The 15,712-nt window shown below is 49.3% G+C and carries 17 protein-coding genes and 1 tRNA gene; 11 read left to right on the top strand and 7 right to left on the bottom strand.

Features of this window, described 5'->3' with window-relative positions:
- Nucleotides 1-56: 56 nt before the first annotated feature.
- Complete coding sequence (locus PP769_RS07685) at nucleotides 57-986, bottom strand: dihydroorotate oxidase (protein WP_312646405.1); 930 nt, start codon at nucleotides 984-986, stop codon at nucleotides 57-59.
- 6 nt (nucleotides 987-992) lie between these two features.
- Nucleotides 993-1,655: an ABC transporter ATP-binding protein gene (locus tag PP769_RS07680; protein ID WP_312646404.1), complete on the bottom strand. Its 663-nt coding sequence runs from the start codon at nucleotides 1,653-1,655 to the stop codon at nucleotides 993-995.
- A 154-nt stretch (nucleotides 1,656-1,809) separates the two neighbouring features.
- Between PP769_RS07680 and PP769_RS07675 the strand changes: the two genes are divergently transcribed.
- The 4 genes from PP769_RS07675 (at nucleotide 1,810) to PP769_RS07660 (ending at nucleotide 4,419) form a co-directional block, all read left to right on the top strand.
- Complete coding sequence (locus PP769_RS07675) at nucleotides 1,810-2,553, top strand: ComF family protein (protein WP_312646403.1); 744 nt, start codon at nucleotides 1,810-1,812, stop codon at nucleotides 2,551-2,553.
- 298 nt (nucleotides 2,554-2,851) lie between these two features.
- The gene (locus PP769_RS07670; protein ID WP_312646401.1) at nucleotides 2,852-3,199 is read left to right on the top strand and encodes an FmdB family zinc ribbon protein; all 348 of its coding nucleotides are present in this window, start codon (nucleotides 2,852-2,854) and stop codon (nucleotides 3,197-3,199) included.
- Between the two features lie 95 nt (nucleotides 3,200-3,294).
- The gene (locus PP769_RS07665) at nucleotides 3,295-3,735 is read left to right on the top strand and encodes a division/cell wall cluster transcriptional repressor MraZ (RefSeq protein ID WP_312646400.1); all 441 of its coding nucleotides are present in this window, start codon (nucleotides 3,295-3,297) and stop codon (nucleotides 3,733-3,735) included.
- Nucleotides 3,736-3,903: 168 nt separating this feature from the next.
- A complete protein-coding gene (locus tag PP769_RS07660) occupies nucleotides 3,904-4,419 on the top strand; it encodes a RusA family crossover junction endodeoxyribonuclease (RefSeq protein ID WP_312646399.1) in 516 nt (171 codons plus the stop codon).
- Between the two features lie 215 nt (nucleotides 4,420-4,634).
- On the opposite strand, the gene PP769_RS07655 is transcribed toward PP769_RS07660, so the two are convergent.
- From PP769_RS07655 to PP769_RS07645, 3 genes are all read right to left on the bottom strand, one after another.
- Entirely contained in the window at nucleotides 4,635-5,045 is a 411-nt protein-coding gene (locus tag PP769_RS07655) for a PilZ domain-containing protein (protein ID WP_312646398.1), read from the bottom strand.
- A 2-nt stretch (nucleotides 5,046-5,047) separates the two neighbouring features.
- On the bottom strand, nucleotides 5,048-5,413 hold the full coding sequence (locus tag PP769_RS07650) for an STAS domain-containing protein (RefSeq protein WP_312646397.1): 366 nt from the start codon (nucleotides 5,411-5,413) through the stop codon (nucleotides 5,048-5,050).
- A gap of 121 nt (nucleotides 5,414-5,534) precedes the next feature.
- On the bottom strand, nucleotides 5,535-6,167 hold the full coding sequence (locus PP769_RS07645; protein ID WP_312646396.1) for a hypothetical protein: 633 nt from the start codon (nucleotides 6,165-6,167) through the stop codon (nucleotides 5,535-5,537).
- Nucleotides 6,168-6,419: 252 nt separating this feature from the next.
- Between PP769_RS07645 and PP769_RS07640 the strand changes: the two genes are divergently transcribed.
- Nucleotides 6,420-7,505 (top strand): HEAT repeat domain-containing protein, encoded by a 1,086-nt coding sequence (locus PP769_RS07640; protein ID WP_312646395.1) that lies wholly within the window; start codon nucleotides 6,420-6,422, stop codon nucleotides 7,503-7,505.
- A gap of 486 nt (nucleotides 7,506-7,991) precedes the next feature.
- On the opposite strand, the gene PP769_RS07635 is transcribed toward PP769_RS07640, so the two are convergent.
- A tRNA-Arg gene (locus PP769_RS07635) sits at nucleotides 7,992-8,067 on the bottom strand.
- Nucleotides 8,068-8,614: 547 nt separating this feature from the next.
- Between PP769_RS07635 and PP769_RS07630 the strand changes: the two genes are divergently transcribed.
- The 6 genes from PP769_RS07630 to PP769_RS07605 all read left to right on the top strand — a co-directional run bounded on the left by PP769_RS07630 (nucleotide 8,615) and on the right by PP769_RS07605 (nucleotide 14,095).
- On the top strand, nucleotides 8,615-8,782 hold the full coding sequence (locus PP769_RS07630; RefSeq protein WP_312646394.1) for a hypothetical protein: 168 nt from the start codon (nucleotides 8,615-8,617) through the stop codon (nucleotides 8,780-8,782).
- Nucleotides 8,783-8,986: 204 nt separating this feature from the next.
- Nucleotides 8,987-9,340 carry an STAS domain-containing protein gene (locus PP769_RS07625; protein WP_312646393.1) on the top strand — a complete coding sequence of 118 codons (354 nt, stop codon included), beginning with the start codon at nucleotides 8,987-8,989 and terminating at the stop codon, nucleotides 9,338-9,340.
- 348 nt (nucleotides 9,341-9,688) lie between these two features.
- Nucleotides 9,689-9,868: a hypothetical protein gene (locus tag PP769_RS07620; protein ID WP_312646391.1), complete on the top strand. Its 180-nt coding sequence runs from the start codon at nucleotides 9,689-9,691 to the stop codon at nucleotides 9,866-9,868.
- A gap of 623 nt (nucleotides 9,869-10,491) precedes the next feature.
- A complete protein-coding gene (locus PP769_RS07615) occupies nucleotides 10,492-11,922 on the top strand; it encodes an FG-GAP repeat domain-containing protein (RefSeq protein WP_312646390.1) in 1,431 nt (476 codons plus the stop codon).
- Nucleotides 11,923-12,804: 882 nt separating this feature from the next.
- Nucleotides 12,805-13,518 carry a hypothetical protein gene (locus tag PP769_RS07610; RefSeq protein ID WP_312646389.1) on the top strand — a complete coding sequence of 238 codons (714 nt, stop codon included), beginning with the start codon at nucleotides 12,805-12,807 and terminating at the stop codon, nucleotides 13,516-13,518.
- 64 nt (nucleotides 13,519-13,582) lie between these two features.
- A complete protein-coding gene (locus PP769_RS07605; RefSeq protein WP_312646388.1) occupies nucleotides 13,583-14,095 on the top strand; it encodes a 2'-5' RNA ligase family protein in 513 nt (170 codons plus the stop codon).
- A 387-nt stretch (nucleotides 14,096-14,482) separates the two neighbouring features.
- On the opposite strand, the gene PP769_RS07600 is transcribed toward PP769_RS07605, so the two are convergent.
- Entirely contained in the window at nucleotides 14,483-15,442 is a 960-nt protein-coding gene (locus tag PP769_RS07600) for an HDOD domain-containing protein (protein WP_312646386.1), read from the bottom strand.
- Nucleotides 15,443-15,712: the final 270 nt, after the last annotated feature.

Genomic DNA, 15,712 nt, shown 5'->3' with positions numbered 1-15,712 from the left:
GCAACTGAACGCATATATTGACTTTACCCTGTGAAGGCGTTCGATCGCATTTCGCTTCAATCCATCTCCCGTAATTTCCCTCGACACGCCATCAATGACGGATAACCTTTTCGCTTCAGGCAATCGGCAATCTCCCCTTCGAGCCTTGCAAACACCTCACAACCTCTCTCAACCAGCACGGTGCCTATCTGAACCGCCGAGGCGCCACACAACACATGCTCGAACACATCCACGCCGTGTTCCACCCCACCTGTGCCAATAATAGGAATCTGATCGCCCCAGATCTTCCAAAACGCGCGAACATTGGCCAGGGCCACAGGCTTGATTATCCTACCACCTAACCCACCAAATCCACCCTTGGGCTTAATCACCACCGTTTCTTTTTCCGGATCGACCACCAGGGTATTGCCCACTGAATTGATAACCGTCACAAAGGCCACTCCACTTCGCTGAAGCACCTCGGCAATTTTCTGATGATGGATAGGATCAAAGTAGGGCGGGAGTTTCACTCCGAACGGCACCGTCAGCAGCGCACGAATTTCTGTTAACAACCGTTCCGTTTCCTCAAAGTCATAGCCGATCTGTGGCTTCCCGGGAATATTGGGACACGACAAATTCACTTCCACCAAATCCGGTCGGGCGATCTCCAAGGCCTTGGCGCCTTCTAGAAAATCATCGGGATGAAGACCCGCCAGACTGGCGATGACGGGTTTCCCAAACCGCTTCAACTCTGGAATGAGTTTCGCGTAGACGGGAAATCCTAAATTGGGAAGGCCCATCGAATTGATCGAGCCGCCGTCAAAGGCCACATACCTCGGTTGAGGATTTCCCTCACGGGCTAGCGGCGTCATCGATTTGGTCACAATCGCACCGGCATGGGACATGCCCAGGGCCTCCAGCTCTTCCGGCGTCACGCACAAGGCTCCCGACGCGTTCATCACTCCAAATGGAAACGACACACCGGCAATTACTGTTGAAAGATCCATTTCCTATTACTCCAATTGTCCGTCTCGAATCGCAACGATCCGATCCGCTGCCTGAGCGGCGCGTAATGAATGGGTGGCCAAGAGCACCGTCTGACCGAATTCCTTCGCACATTGACGCAGCAACGACACAATTTTCTCTCCGGTTTCACCATCCAAATTGCCGGTGGGTTCATCAGCCACAATCAGTCGAGGGCGATGCCCAAAGGCCCGGGCAAGCGCTACCCGCTGCTGTTCTCCTCCGGATAATTCATGCGACCGGTGACCGATCCGATGACTCATCCCTACCCGCTCCAGCATGTCAGCGGTCCGGGTTCGGATCGTTTCTGATCCCTCCCCTCGTAAACGCAAGGGAAGTGCAACATTTTCTTCGATCGTCAATCCGGGGATCAGATGGAAAGCCTGAAACACGATCCCCACCTCCTCCCGACGCCATCGGGTCCATTCCTGATCAACAAACCCCAGACAGGAACGCCCATCCAGCAGGATATCTCCGGACGTCACCCAGTCCAGCCCAGCCACCAAATGCAAAAGCGTGCTTTTTCCACTCCCGCTGGGTCCCATGAGCGCACAAAATTCTCCCTGCTGAATGTCCACACAGACATCCCGCAGAGCCACGACCGATGTGGATCCGCGCTGATATTCCTTATAGACATGTTGAAACTGAATCACGTAAACCTATCAGAAGTTTCTGCCCTCGGTACCGCTGTTGAATCATGGCAAATTCGCCATCTCTCCTATATCATAACGAAGGTAAATGGACCAAGGCGCCTCACGATAATTAGGCATACTCCACGGTTGACCTCAGCTCGGAAAGTTCGCCTCCATGGCTCCACCAATTACTACGACACGTCTACTCCGAAGGCTCCTGCATATCATTTTTCCCACCGCCTGTGCCGGCTGTCAGCATCCCTTGCAGGACGATCCCGTCCCCTTTTTTTGCCGGCGGTGTTGGGATAGGCTCAAACCCATCCCAGGCCCGGTTTGTCCGCGATGTGGACGCCCCTTTGCCTCCCCCATTGCCCTATTACATAGCCCCACTCATCAGTGTGGAGCCTGCCGCGCACGACCAATGGCTCTTACGCAAATATGGAGCCTCTTTCCCTACCAACCCCCACTGAAAGAAGCCATTACCCTGTTCAAATACCGGGGAAAACTGTCGTTGACTCAACCACTCGCCCAAGCCATGGTTGAAGCGTTGCCCGCTTTACCAACCTTAGATGCCATCATTCCCGTCCCCCTTCATCCGCAACGCTTACGAGAACGTGAATACAATCAATCCCTGCTCCTCGCAAACCGACTGAGTCACCACCTGGGGATTCCTCTTTTCCTGGCGTGTTTACTTCGGATTCGTCCCACAGTCCCCCAAACCTCGTTATCAAGGAAAGAGCGACTCGCGAATCTGCGTCAGGCTTTTTCCGTCCCCAAGCCGGCCCCTATCAAAGGCAAACGGATCTTATTGGTGGACGATGTCTTAACCACGGGCACAACCCTGCATGAATGCGCCAAGACGCTTCGACGGGCCGGCTCAGGCCCGGTGTATGGGCTGACACTCGCCAGAATGGTGTAAGGAATTTGTTGTAAATTCCTGAGGTCGAGGCAAATCGTCCGCCAACATAAATCTATGGCTGGCTGTTTTCTCTAAATACCCCCCCACCTCATTTACTTTTCCCCTTGTCTGTCTTTTCTCGATTGGCCCTTTTCACCAGCCCCTTCATATGAGGGTTCGAGAATTATAAGTCCGATACCTTCGCTCTATTAACGTATTTAAGGTCTTTCGAATCGTATAAACCAATTTTCGACTCTTCCCAAAGAGACCATTTTGCGATATATACAGCCCGTATATTGCGATCAGGAGGAACGACTCAATGCCCATTTACGAATACCGTTGTCAGGATTGCCGGAAGCGCAACTCCTTTTTAATCCTCACCTCGAACGCTCCAGTCCCATCCTGCACGCATTGCCGAAGTACCAACCTGGAACGCATCATGTCTCGCTTCGCTGCACCCAAATCGGAAGAAGCCCGGATGGAAGCCTTGGCCGATCCCAGTAACTTCGGGGACCTGGACGAAAACGATCCACAGAGCATGGCCCGCTTCATGAAAAAAATGGGAAAGGAGATGGGGGAAGACGTGGGAGATGACATGGACGAGGCCATGGAGGGAATGGACACTGACGATATGGACATGGGGATGCCTACCACCGAAGGCGATTAGCTCGACTACTCAAGCAAAACTACTTGACTTTTCTTAAAGTTTCGGTAAGCTACACTCACAGATAGGACGTTCAGGAGATCCAAGGAACATTCTGCATGTTTGCCGGTCAATATTATTGTAAAATCGACGAAAAAGGACGATTTGTTGTCCCGAGTCCTATTCGTGAAGAAATCGAAATTCACGGCAATAGTCTGATGTTTCTCAAGGGACAGGATATGCCCGTCTCAGCCTATACCAATCCGGAATGGGCCAAGATTCTGGAAAACGCCAAACAATCTCTTGATGAAAACCAACGACGTCTTTTCATGTATCACATGGTCTCGGAAGCCTCCGCATCAGAAATGGATAAGGCAGGTCGCATTCTCATCCCGGGCCGGTTTCGCAAACTCGTCCCGGTGGATGAGGATCAAGAAGTGGTATTAGTGGGCATGTTTCATCGCCTTGAAGTGTGGAATCCATCGGAGTGGCGCCGTTTTGTCCATGTAAACGAAGACACCTTTGAACATAGCATGAGCAAAATTCAGAGCCTCCTCTAACAGACCCGTTGCTTCTCGTTTCACCACCGATACCATACCCCTTTCATAGATGCCCCATTGAGAACTATTCGTATTCCCTCCCTTCCCAAGCTTTTGCAGTCCAAAGGGAAAGGTGGCCTGGTCCTCCTCCACAGTCATAAACGAAAAGCCAAAACTGCAGATGCTGGGATGGATTGGTCGAATTTGGGCGGCGATACTCTGTCGACTCGCAAACTTTTTGTTGTCTTACCCCTTCCACCCAGCATTAATCATCAATACGCCACCGTCAATGGCCGGAGGGTCCTGGCCTCCCCAGGCCGGCATTATAAGACTGCCGTGGCTCGACACTTACTCACCATCTTGCGGCAATCATCTCATCGGACGGAATTTTTAGAGCAATTGGAGACCCACACCCTTAGTCTCTCCCTCCGCTTCCACTTCAAAACAGCCCTGCGACGGGATCTGGATGGCGGGCTCAAAATCGCGCAAGATGCCATTTGCCAAGCCATCGATTTAAATGACAACCGCATCACCGAAATTCATCTACACAAAGACCTGGATTCGGTCCGTCCGCGCCTGGAATGCTTATTAGCCATTCAGGAACCCATCGCCCGGACAATCCGGTCACCCAAAAATCTCTCGATGGTCACCAAAGCCAATCCCCGAACTGTCCCTCGGTTCTCAACAGACCATACTCCTCGTTGAAACCTAGATCCGCCTGTCCTCTTCATTCCATGTGCCATTGGCCCTTCCAATCCTCCTTCGCCTGACTTCGATTTTCTAATTAGCTGAAGACGGAACCCGTCATGGGTGGCGCCTTGGACAAGGACGCTTCATTATGATGCCGTTCTGTTCAGTAGTCAGATGAGCATCTGCTCACGATAGGGAACATGGATTTAATCATGGAAAAGAAGAAGAAATTAGAGAGAGGTGACTGCGCGCGAGAGAGAATGGAGAACGATGGTCAAGGGATGCTTGGCCGCTCTCGTGGGATGGTTGGTCAGGGCCGGGAACAAAAATCCCATTTTTTGGCCCTTGCAGTGCCGGACAAGTCCAGGCAACCAAATGCTGTCGCCGAGGTATTTTAGTTTGACAGACACTTGGGTACCCCGTAGCACAGGAGGAATTTGATTGTCGGGGAATTCAACGAGCATGCCCTGAGGACTGAGATTGAGTACACGGCCCCGACACACTGTGTCTTGCCCATAACGAATGGCAACCGGAAGCACTTGATAGGGTTTGACGGACATCCGGCGAAACGACCGTCGATCTCCTTGAGGAATCGGTATCGGTTGCCGGAGATCTTGTCTCGGAGCGGTCGATGTGCCCATCGTCACGACTCCGCTGGATGTGCTTTGCTAGATTCAAAGATCTTCAAGGCTTCATCTTCGCTGGAAAAGATGGGGATCCATTCCCCAATTTCCGTGATTTCCAGGACATCCCGAACAAACCCTATCGGAGAAATAATGGCCAGCTTGCCACCAATTCGCTGAAAGCGCCGCTGGGCGAGAACCAACCATCCGAGGGCAGCGCTGTCAATAAATGATACGGCCACCATATTTAACATCACAAATCGATACCCTTGCAGAATGGCATGATCAATCCGCCATTTAAAATCCTGTCTGGCATGTTGATCAAATCGACCCATAAAAGTCTCCACCAGGGTATCGTGGCTGAGACTCCGTTCTGAAATAACCATAGAAGATTCTTTCGGGGTGATATTGGGTGGTGTCTTCCTGTATCGGTTTTCCTCGCTCCAGTCTTAACCCGGCCTACCGGCAAAGAACATGCGTTATCTTCAATAAGCTTGAAGGGGCCTTTCAGGGTTGGGAAAGGAGTTCCACCATGACATCATCTATAAACTGAACCGGTGACGGCTTGCCGGCACCGCTCTGAAAGGGACGGGTCACCCGAAGCTGGATGGTATGACGACCTGCTGTCACAGGGACTTTTCCAATGAAATGGTGCTGAACCGTGCCACCATCCTCCATCGGACCGACATCGAGATCGGCTATGACTTGATCATCAACAACCCATTCAAACAATCCCCCGTTCAGATTCCTTTTATAATCGGGGGAATGGTAGGTGACCCCCACACGGGCTGAGAGCTGAATGAGGCCGGCATTGGTCATTGTAGTGAGACCAATCCCTCCACCTTGTTGCACGTCATGGGTAGGAGCGAAATGAAGCTGGCCGACTTGGACCTGAAGGCAATAAGAGGGAGAAACTGGGTTACCATAATCACACAGAGCAACGACAGGAAATCCCTTGCCCCCTAAGGTTCCATTGGAGGTAGAAAACACCGTCCAGTCAGAAAGGGTTCCAGATTCAAAATCCGTGGCCAAGAGGACCTCGGCCGAAACAGGGCAAATACCCATCGACCCTATGCCCATGAGGAAAGAAAAACCCCATCGCTGAATAGCATGTAGGCACAATTTGATTTTTGAAAGCATAACGATATTTCCCTCCATGACCTGCACCTTTTTGCCTCTCAGAGTTTTTTTCAGACTTGAATGCCTGATAAGATATGTAGTAATGGGTGGCTAGTTCCAGGTTTCTCCGTTTGAGTCTCTACTCAGACCGCAGATTCTCCCTAAAAGACCCCCCCCTTTTTTCCTTCTTACCGACGGTTTCAAGGACAGAGTAGATTGGTGTACGACACAATTCATTTTTTTCATTCACCCGAACATTAAGGTCCGTCCAATATGAGCACCCTCTTCACACCCCTGTTCGTCTTTTGGCAAATAGTCGGCGGAATTTCCTGTCTGCTGGGTCTTTCCTCACCGTCTTGGGCTCAACAAACACCACTGGAGGCTCATCCGGTTCATCCCCTTATAACAGCCCAAGTTTTAGTGGTCGAAACCATCGCACTCACGGAGCGAGGACTCCAGGATTCCACGGCTATCACAAAGACCGTCACCGACCGATTGGCCGAGACAGGATTTACCATCGTCTCTACTCCAGAAGAACCTCACGATGCGGTCATACGGGTGAAATGCGAAGAACGACAGACATTCACCGGCCCAAGTCAACATCGGAATACTGGTCCGGCCCTTACTTCGCGGTTATGGAAAGGCCCTGCCTGTCATATTTCTTACCGTTATGGAGAACAATTTCCTCCTTGGAGCTGGGATGTTCACACTCCATTTGAAGATACAAGTGAGGCTGCGGAAATCGCAGGAGCCTCGAATACGGGAACCTTCGCAATGACTGCTCTAAACACCCGGCTTCAACAGGATGATTTTCCATTGTATCTAGTGGCTGAATGGGAACAAGTCGACAGATTGCTGATGCTCTTTCAGAAATCCTCCGACAATATTGACCGACAAACGACAATCCTCAAACTTTTGGGAACTTTGCCTTCCGATCAAGCCTTCGAAACTCTGAAGCAGGCCCTCACCGACCCTGCCCTGACGCCGACGGCACTATTGGCCCTTGGGCAACAAGGAGAAAAGGCTATCCCTGCCTTGGCTTCATTTCTGGAATCCTCCACTAACCCAGACCATAGATTGGCCGCTATTCAAGCCTTGGGCGTCATTGCCACGCAGAGCAATGCTCCCGCCTTATTCACTCAGTTCATGAAAGCTTTGGATACAGAAGAGCCCAAGATACAAACGGAAGCCGTCAAAGGCCTTGGAAACCTTGCGGACCGACGGGCGATTCAACCTTTGGAAAAACTTAACCTGAAAAGCTGGACAAATCCTTCCACCAGTCCTGACATGATGGCTCTCCGTAAAATGCTGAGCTGGAGCCTCTGGCAACTGAGTCCAAGCGCTCACACCGCAGAATGAATCACATGTGGATATTTCAGCGTGGTAGAAACCATGTCTGATAATTTTACCTGAGACTCTTCTGATTTTTTAAACATGAATCAAAAAAATTCTGGAAGTCGTTTTTTTTCTACCTCTACTCCACACCGCATCTGAAAAAAGTCAGCGCCAAATTGACCGACCTGTGCAACAAATTTCCCAGACTCCCCCAGCAGCAAAACGCCAAGGGATTCAAGCACCTTATCGCCTTTCAGAGGTTAGAAAATTTTATGGATAAGGCAGATCTGAATTTGGATTCCTTTATTACGCCAAATTTACCAAACTTCCTCGGTAGGCTAGTGAAGGATCGGGATTAAGAAAGACTCTTCGACAGCCAATACGAACAAGAGCAAGCAAATGGCTCAGGTGAAAAATGCCTGGAGGCACTTCAAGCTTGGTCGCAGCAAATCAACACGTCAAGATTTTGGAAAAAACACGGGTGGGATTCTAAAAATGAAAAACCGAAGATGGTGCGCCCGGCAGGAGTCGAACCGGCAACCTCTTGATCCGTAGTCAAGTGCTCTATCCATTGAGCTACGGGCGCTTATTTTGCATTTTCATTAAGTTAGGAGAGCTCGTCAAGCAGGGTCAATTGACTAGCCTGAAATTAATGCTAACCCGGAACAACCGTCCCCCCTCTTAGTCTTGGTGGAAGTCTACTCTACCATTTATTAACTTTTCATGTCTTAATTTTATGGGGTGAAATTTTAAAAACTGGTAAGTGGTCAACCTCTCTTTATCCTGGAACAACCAGCCTTATACCCTTTCTTTCCTGAACGCGTCAATTCGTTGGGCAGGAACAGGCCCACCCATCCTTGGAACTTTTGATGGTTAAAGCACCTGGTTGGTATTTAGATGGTCGTGGATAGTGAGAAACTCCGGATAGGCCAATTCTGGTGTGAGGGGCCACAATTCAATCAAGGAGAAATGTCCGGTCATTTTTTCTGGAGATTTTTCTTGTGATTGCCCAAGGTTCATTTCCCGCCTGAGATTATTTCTCGCTCATTCCCCGGTTAAGACGACCGCCGAAACCGGACCCTTTACGAAATACCAGATTTTCATATGCTTCGTTCAACAGGAGATTCTCCATTGTGACTGATCATTTCAATCAGAACGCCGATGCTCCTACCCGACACACGGAGAATACCCATAAATTTGGCATATGGGCCAGGCATCTTGGCCTTGAACCAGACTATGTAGACGGAAGAAAGTCCATGCAGTTCGGCAAGCGGAAGGAATGCCAATTCTATTGCAATTAGACGAATTCCCCTTTTTTCATTGTCGGAGTTCGCGATGGAGGATACGTATTCTCAATTAACCTGTCTGGGGAATTGATGCCCATCTCCTGGGAGCGTCAACTATCAAGAAAATATCACCAAGATTTATTCATGATGGGCCCAGACAGTATCAGACAATTAATTTCAGTCATAAGGGAATTAAAAGAAAGAGGGGAGGAAGTACCCATGCTTGCGGTTAGAGAGCATTGTCAGCACAACACAAAAATACTGGACCTCTCGGGAAGTTTTGACGCCAGTTCCAAGGTGGGACTTGAAGTCGCCATCCTCGGAGCAAAGGAAATGGGCTGTCAACATATTATCTTAAATTTTTCTGAGATTACCTGGATTGATTCAATGGGATTAGGACAATTATTCCTTTGGTATCACAAGATGAGACCCAATCATGTGCACCTCAGTATCGTCAGCCCGCAACCGACGGTTAAAGATCTTTTAGAGTCGACCCACCTCTCCGAAATTGTTCCTATCTATCAATCTGAAAAAGAAGCTGTGGAGGCTCAACCCCAGACTCCTTATGTGTGAACAATCCCCATTTCCAGCCTTAGAAAGGGCGGAAGATCTCCACTGAAGTTACCCTCACCAATTTCTTGGAATACCTATGCCCGCAACTCTTGATTTGCTGAGCAAGAAACCCGGCTACAGCCTAAAAACTCCGTAGAGGTGAGCAATACATTTCCACATTGCTTCCAGTAATTTTCCAGACAATTAATTCCCAAAATTTGTTCCCCATGCTCCAAGAAAAATGCTGAAGAACCCGCAGTCCCGAACACCCGCTACCAGATGCATAGGAACAAGCCGAAAGAATGACTTTTTCTCAAGCACCGGTGGTCTCTTTCTCCCCATAGGACAAGTGCAATGGAAAATCCAGGAATGAACACCATAAATTCAACACATAATTCCGTGAATGATTCCTTGCATGCCGGGAACACCGGCCGGGTGTTTGGGTGGTTGAAGATAAACCTTCATTGGCAGGGTAATTCAAAACTGTCCTTGAAGATTGGGGATATCACGTCTGTGGTGCGAAAAATGGACGGGAAGGCCGGGATGTGAGCATGAATCATACAGTCGCCGGAATTTTGCTAGATATGCCAATGCCCTTGATGAACGGGCGAATGCCCGATGAATTACAATGGTTAGGATATCAAATCCTGGGGCTGGCAATGCCCGGTGGGTTAGACCTCGCAGCCCTTCGGCAGCTTCTTAAGGTAAGACGCCCTTTTCTGCAATCCTTCAAACAATCTTGCCATCAGATTTTCGAAAGTAATGCAATGTCTGGCCCTCTCCTTCCACCCTTTCATAATGGATTAAACCCAGGTTGGAATGATTTTGTTGTTTCCCTTAATGATCGTGATAGAAAAATCTAGCACTACCCTTTTAATGGGGGATAGCAAGAAACTAATGGACGGGATCCAACCAGGAAGATGTGAACGCTAACTGTCGTAGGAGATAGAGGGGCAGTAGTGGGACAAAGTAATCTCATGGTTTGGACATTTTTTCTACAAAAGACTCCTTGTGCGACAGGTCGTCTTTTCATGCTTCCCCTTCCACAAGGGTGCATTACTACAAGAAATTAATGCCCATAAGAATAGTGTTCTTCAAAAGGTTTATTTTTTGCTTATTTCAGATTCAATGGTGGAAAGCGACTGTTAGGTATTCAACAGGAGGCATTTCACATGAAGAAAAAAAATTGGACATGTTTATTAGTGATTGTGGGTTTAGCGAATGGGTTACTTTTTTTGCCTTTGACCATGGAGAGCCTGCATGCGGGGACAGTGCCCGATATTAGAGGCACCTGGAAAGATGGCCCGAGTAGTGGTTCAGTAACGGGATGTCAGGATCCGGATGATAATGGACCTTTCAGTGATCCTGGGGGAGATACCTATGGTATTACCAACCAAACTGGTTCCAACTGGAACGTAACACAGGTGGATACCGTGGTTGATAACGGAATTACCGTTGTACAAACAGTGACCTGTTCAGGAACCGTATCAGCGAATGGGACAGTGAATGCGTCATGTCCTTACGTGGTTACCCTCAACGGCGGGTTTTGGTATAGCGGCACAGCCACTTTAACGGCTTCCCTTGTAGGAAATACCTTGACCTACACGCTTGCCGGTCAGGATCTCGTGGGAGATACCTGTCAATGGATTCAGACGGGAACAGATACCAGGAGTGGGACTGTCCCTCCTCCTGTTGTTTTACCCATACATACGCCTTATGACCTCAATGGAGATGGGAAGGGCGACCTAATCTGGCGCAACACAAACACCGGGAGCACGGCCATCTGGTTGATGAACGGGATAGTCCGGGCCTCGATCGGGTTCCCAGGCGGGGTGCCGCTCAACTGGCAGATCGCAGGGATCGGCGATGTGACAGGGGATGGCAAGGCCGATGTCATCTGGCGCAATAGTACCAACGGCTCGGTGGCGATCTGGGTGATGAACGGCACGACCGTGACGTCCACAGGTTTTCCCGGCAGTGCGCCGACTGCCTGGGTTATTCAGGCCGTCGGGGATGTCAACGGCGATGGGAAAGCCGATCTAATATGGCGCAACAGCAGTAACGGCAACACAGCCATCTGGTTGATGAATGGGACCGCCATGGCCTCGGTTGCCTTCCCGGGCGGAGTACCGCTCAACTGGCAGATTGCGGGGACCGGCGATGTGACGGGGGATGGCAAGGCCGATGTCATCTGGCGTAACGGCAGCAATGGGGCCGTGGCCGTGTGGGTGATGAATGGGATCACTGTGACCGGCACGGGCTTTCCCGGCAGCACCTCCACGAATTGGAAAATTGAGGGTGTTGGGGATTTCAATGGCGATGGGAAGGCCGACTTTATCTGGAAGAATGACACAAGCGACATCTTGGCCATCTGGCTGATGAATGGGACCTCTATTGCGTCGTCTAAAGTGTTGGGCGGCATCGCCTCGGCATGGAAGATTGAGCAGGTGGGGGATATAAATGGAGATGGGGAAAGCGGACGTGGTCTTGAAAAATACGATTACCGGGGAGGTGAAAGTCTGGCTGATGAATGGAGTAGCCCTGATTGGAATCGGCTCTCCGGATACAGTTTCCCCCTCCTGGGACATTCAACCCTAGAGTAATAACAATGCACTCGGAATCACAGGGAGAAGGAGAACAAGGCTCTAACAGAAAAAAACCAAGCTTACTTTCGTTGGCCCCCCAAGAGCCTGACCCACATTAGGGGCAGGCTCTTTTTCTAACCAAATTGTTCATTGTGGAAAGGCCCATCCCACAATAGCTCCTGCCTGGAATGTAGGTCCTAAGTGTAATGGTCAGCATGAACATACCCCTGTATTTTGAAAATCATCAACTGAGGAGATATGAGATGGACAAACGTTTTTATTACCAAAGCGAGGGAGAAAAACTCTCGTTGAGTGGACGGTGGTGGCTCATTCTCTTTGCCGCGATTCTTTTGTGGATTTTGAAATAATCCTACCTCCCTCTTCACGTGATAATTCTCATTCTTATAGGCAACTCTTTCCCATTTCCAAGGAGGAAAGTAAAAAATCGGACTTTCCCAACGAATTCTTTTCTCTCTGACTCATGAGTCCCCCTGTCTCATAGCTCTCCTTTCAGATTCAACATGGCACTCTTCCCCTGCCCTTATGAACCAGGGTAGAAATGAGACCTCCGTTTAATCACGTCCCCTAGCAACCTTTTTTTGAGGGATTCGCCACTCTTCGGGTGGGCCAAGCAAAAACACGGCACCAAGACAATATGTCAATGAGCTACAAATCTTTTTACACATTTCCTTTACCCTCCAATTTTTGTATGGTGTAAGAAACCTTGTTTGATTGGAGTTAAGTCCAGACTTATGCGCCACGCCCAAAGAGAGGACGCTGGTGAAAGAAATTCAACAAAGGACATTTTTTCGAGGGAGAAGGCCCCATTTCTGCCCCTTAAATACACGAAATAGGCACAGCTGAAATATGTCGGAACGAAAAGACCACCAGAATATTGTCATGCCTGAAGGCATTTCTTTCTTGCCCCCAATTCAAGTCGGGTATGAAATCTACTATGAAAACCTTGAGATTCAGGGAATTCAAGATCGGCAGGCCATTGTCTGGCAATTTATCCAAGGCTCCAAACACCTATTGGACTGGGAACAAGAACCGAGCAACCCCCATGACCCTCATGCCATCAAGATATTTGGGGTATCGGAGCAAATCTTTTCTACGAAACGGGATATGCTGGGCTATGTTCCAGGTGATGTAGCCAAACAGATTGTGACTGGCGGGCTCTGGCCATTTTTGCAACTCAGGCTGGATTCCATCTCTGTCGCAAATCAAGGGTTCGTTGTCATCCGGTTTCAAATCCTTGGGCCCATCAGGAAAAAAAACGGTGACGAGCAACCACCTGGCGGACCAGGCATCAAGGGGGAACGAAGGCACACCCAGGCCACGAAACCAACATTCTTGTTCGGTAGAGAAGCGGAACGTCCAAAAGCGCATCGAAGCAAGGTCAAGTATGTCGCATTCTTCATTTTAAGGATTATCCTGATCACACTTGGCACCGCGTTGGCTTTTGTGGGCGGCACAATGGGCACCGCAGCCTGGCAAGCCAAGGGAAACCTCTTTGTATTGATGCTCGTGCCATTGGCATTGATCAGTATTGGAGGCCTGCTCATCTGGACTGGAATTAAACCCTCAAAAACCAAAGAAAAGACCTCTACCTAAAATACTCTTTTGGGCCATAAGCATGCGTCATTCAGGCACTTCTCGACAAATCTGAAAGGTGCGCATGGCAAGCACCTATCACCTCTGGCTGACACCTACTGGTCAGACTTACGACATTCTCATGAAAACCATTACCGACTTGAGCAATGCGCATCACGCTCCAGTCTTCGACCCGCATGTGACGCTCCTGGGTTCTCTTCCAGGAACAGAGGAAGCTATATCCCTGCAATGCGTAAAACTCGGAGGACTGCTTGCACCTTTTAATATTTTTCTGGCCGAACCTGCCTATGGTGATCAGTACTTTCAATGCGTGTTCTTCAAGACTCAGGAAACACCGGCACTCATGAATGCGCATGAACTAGCAAAAAACCTGTTCGGCAAGGCACCCAACCCCTTTATGCCCCATCTCAGTCTTTTGTATGGTCATTATTCTCTTAAGCTGAAACACAAAATCACGTCAAACTTATCTCAAGTATTGCCCCTCAACTTCACAGTCGACACGATCCATCTTATCCATTCCAAGAGCGAACATCCCATGGACTGGGCCTCAATCCTGTCAGTCCCTTTGAGTGGATAAATTCTTTTCCACTTTACACATTTATACCCATTCGCGAATGAATGTCGCCTTGTGCCTTAAGAACTCCTAGGAGTCTGTCGGACTTTGGGAATCAATAGAGAAAATGGGGCTGAGCGAGGACAGATTTTGACGATTTTGCCGGGCCATAGTGAGAGTATGGGCCCAGGACGCGGCAAAATATGGACCGCTTAGTCACTTTTGCTGCCGATTCATCCGCAGTCCGACAGGCTCCTAAGTCAGGTCCTCCGCATTTCCTGGTAAATCGACGGGCTTGTCCCCCCATCCCCCCTAACATAAGCCGCCACATGCAAATCCATTCGGTTAACTGAAGCGAAATCGGTTTAATACTGGGAGACATTTAGGAAAAACCTGGGAGGAACCACTGATTTAAATGGCAGGGATGGGTTCTGAAATTTCTGGTTGAGAGATGCCCGTTACGATTTGTATAAGATGATCCAACACTTTTTGGATGTCTTCGGATTTACCCAAGCTGATCTGAAAAAAACTGGACATATCGGGGATTCCGTCAGCAATTTGTTTGGCCACTTCCACAAGCCCATCAGGTTCGATTTCCAAAAGCTCCTTTGATAATTGAATGGCCGATTGAATAGCCACCTCGGGTTGTTGGTGGCACCACATATCGGCTAACCGCCCCGACAAGGCCACGCATTGAATAGTTAACCGGGAAACGTCATCGCTCCCTGACGCCAAGGAGGGGTTATGGCTCCCCTTGACGGATTCTCGCAATAATTCAGGCAATTCCCACGTCTCGGCCAACCATGCCCCGATCTCGCAATGATCCGTTTTCCACCGATCTTGCTCCAACGCCTGAAGTGTCTGATGATCCTGCGCAGCTTTTTTATAAAGCAACCCATATTCCATGCCTAACGCCTCGCTCATCACCAATACGCCCAGGTCCTGCAATAATCCGGCAAGGAACACCTCTTCTTCGTTCGCCACCCGGACGCGCTTGGCCAAAATCTTCGCGGCCAAACTCGCCAAAATACATCGATGCCAAAAGTGGGTATGATCAAACGCTCCACCACCTTTTTTTCGCAAGTCCCGATATAACGAAAAGCAAAACGCTAACGTGGCGATAGAATTCATGCCCAATAACGTCACCGCATGGGTGACCGTCGTCACTTTATGTCGACTGCCCCCGTAAAAACTGGAATTCGCCACATTCAACAGCTTGGCGACAAAGGACGGGTCTTTGCTAATAACGTCACCAATGCGTTGGGCTGTCGTTCTCTCATCCCGACACAGTTGGAGGACCTGCAGAGGCAACGCGGGGATCGCCGGAAGGGTCTTGCAATTTTTTATACGCTGCAGAATCTGGGGATCCATTATTTGTCAAACCTCATACCTTGTATCACCATTTCCCACAACAGCATTTCTTCGAAAACCAATCATCCAGATTTTTCCACGTATAGGCTTGTCTTCATAGATCGATGGGATAGGGAATTCTTTTCCGAATAAGTACCAGGAAGTTGAAGGACAATCCGTTCCGGCATACGATCGGAAATCCACAAGTATTCAAAGATTTTATCGGACAATGAGTACCTGACTTGAGGTAGAAACCAGCTTCCGGTTTGACGGATTTCTCCAACCCAAACC

Source organism: Candidatus Nitrospira allomarina, from assembly GCF_032050975.1.
In the GTDB taxonomy this organism is placed as follows: Bacteria; Nitrospirota; Nitrospiria; order Nitrospirales; family UBA8639; genus Nitrospira_E; species Nitrospira_E allomarina.
This window is presented reverse-complemented; position numbering and strand designations above follow the sequence as displayed.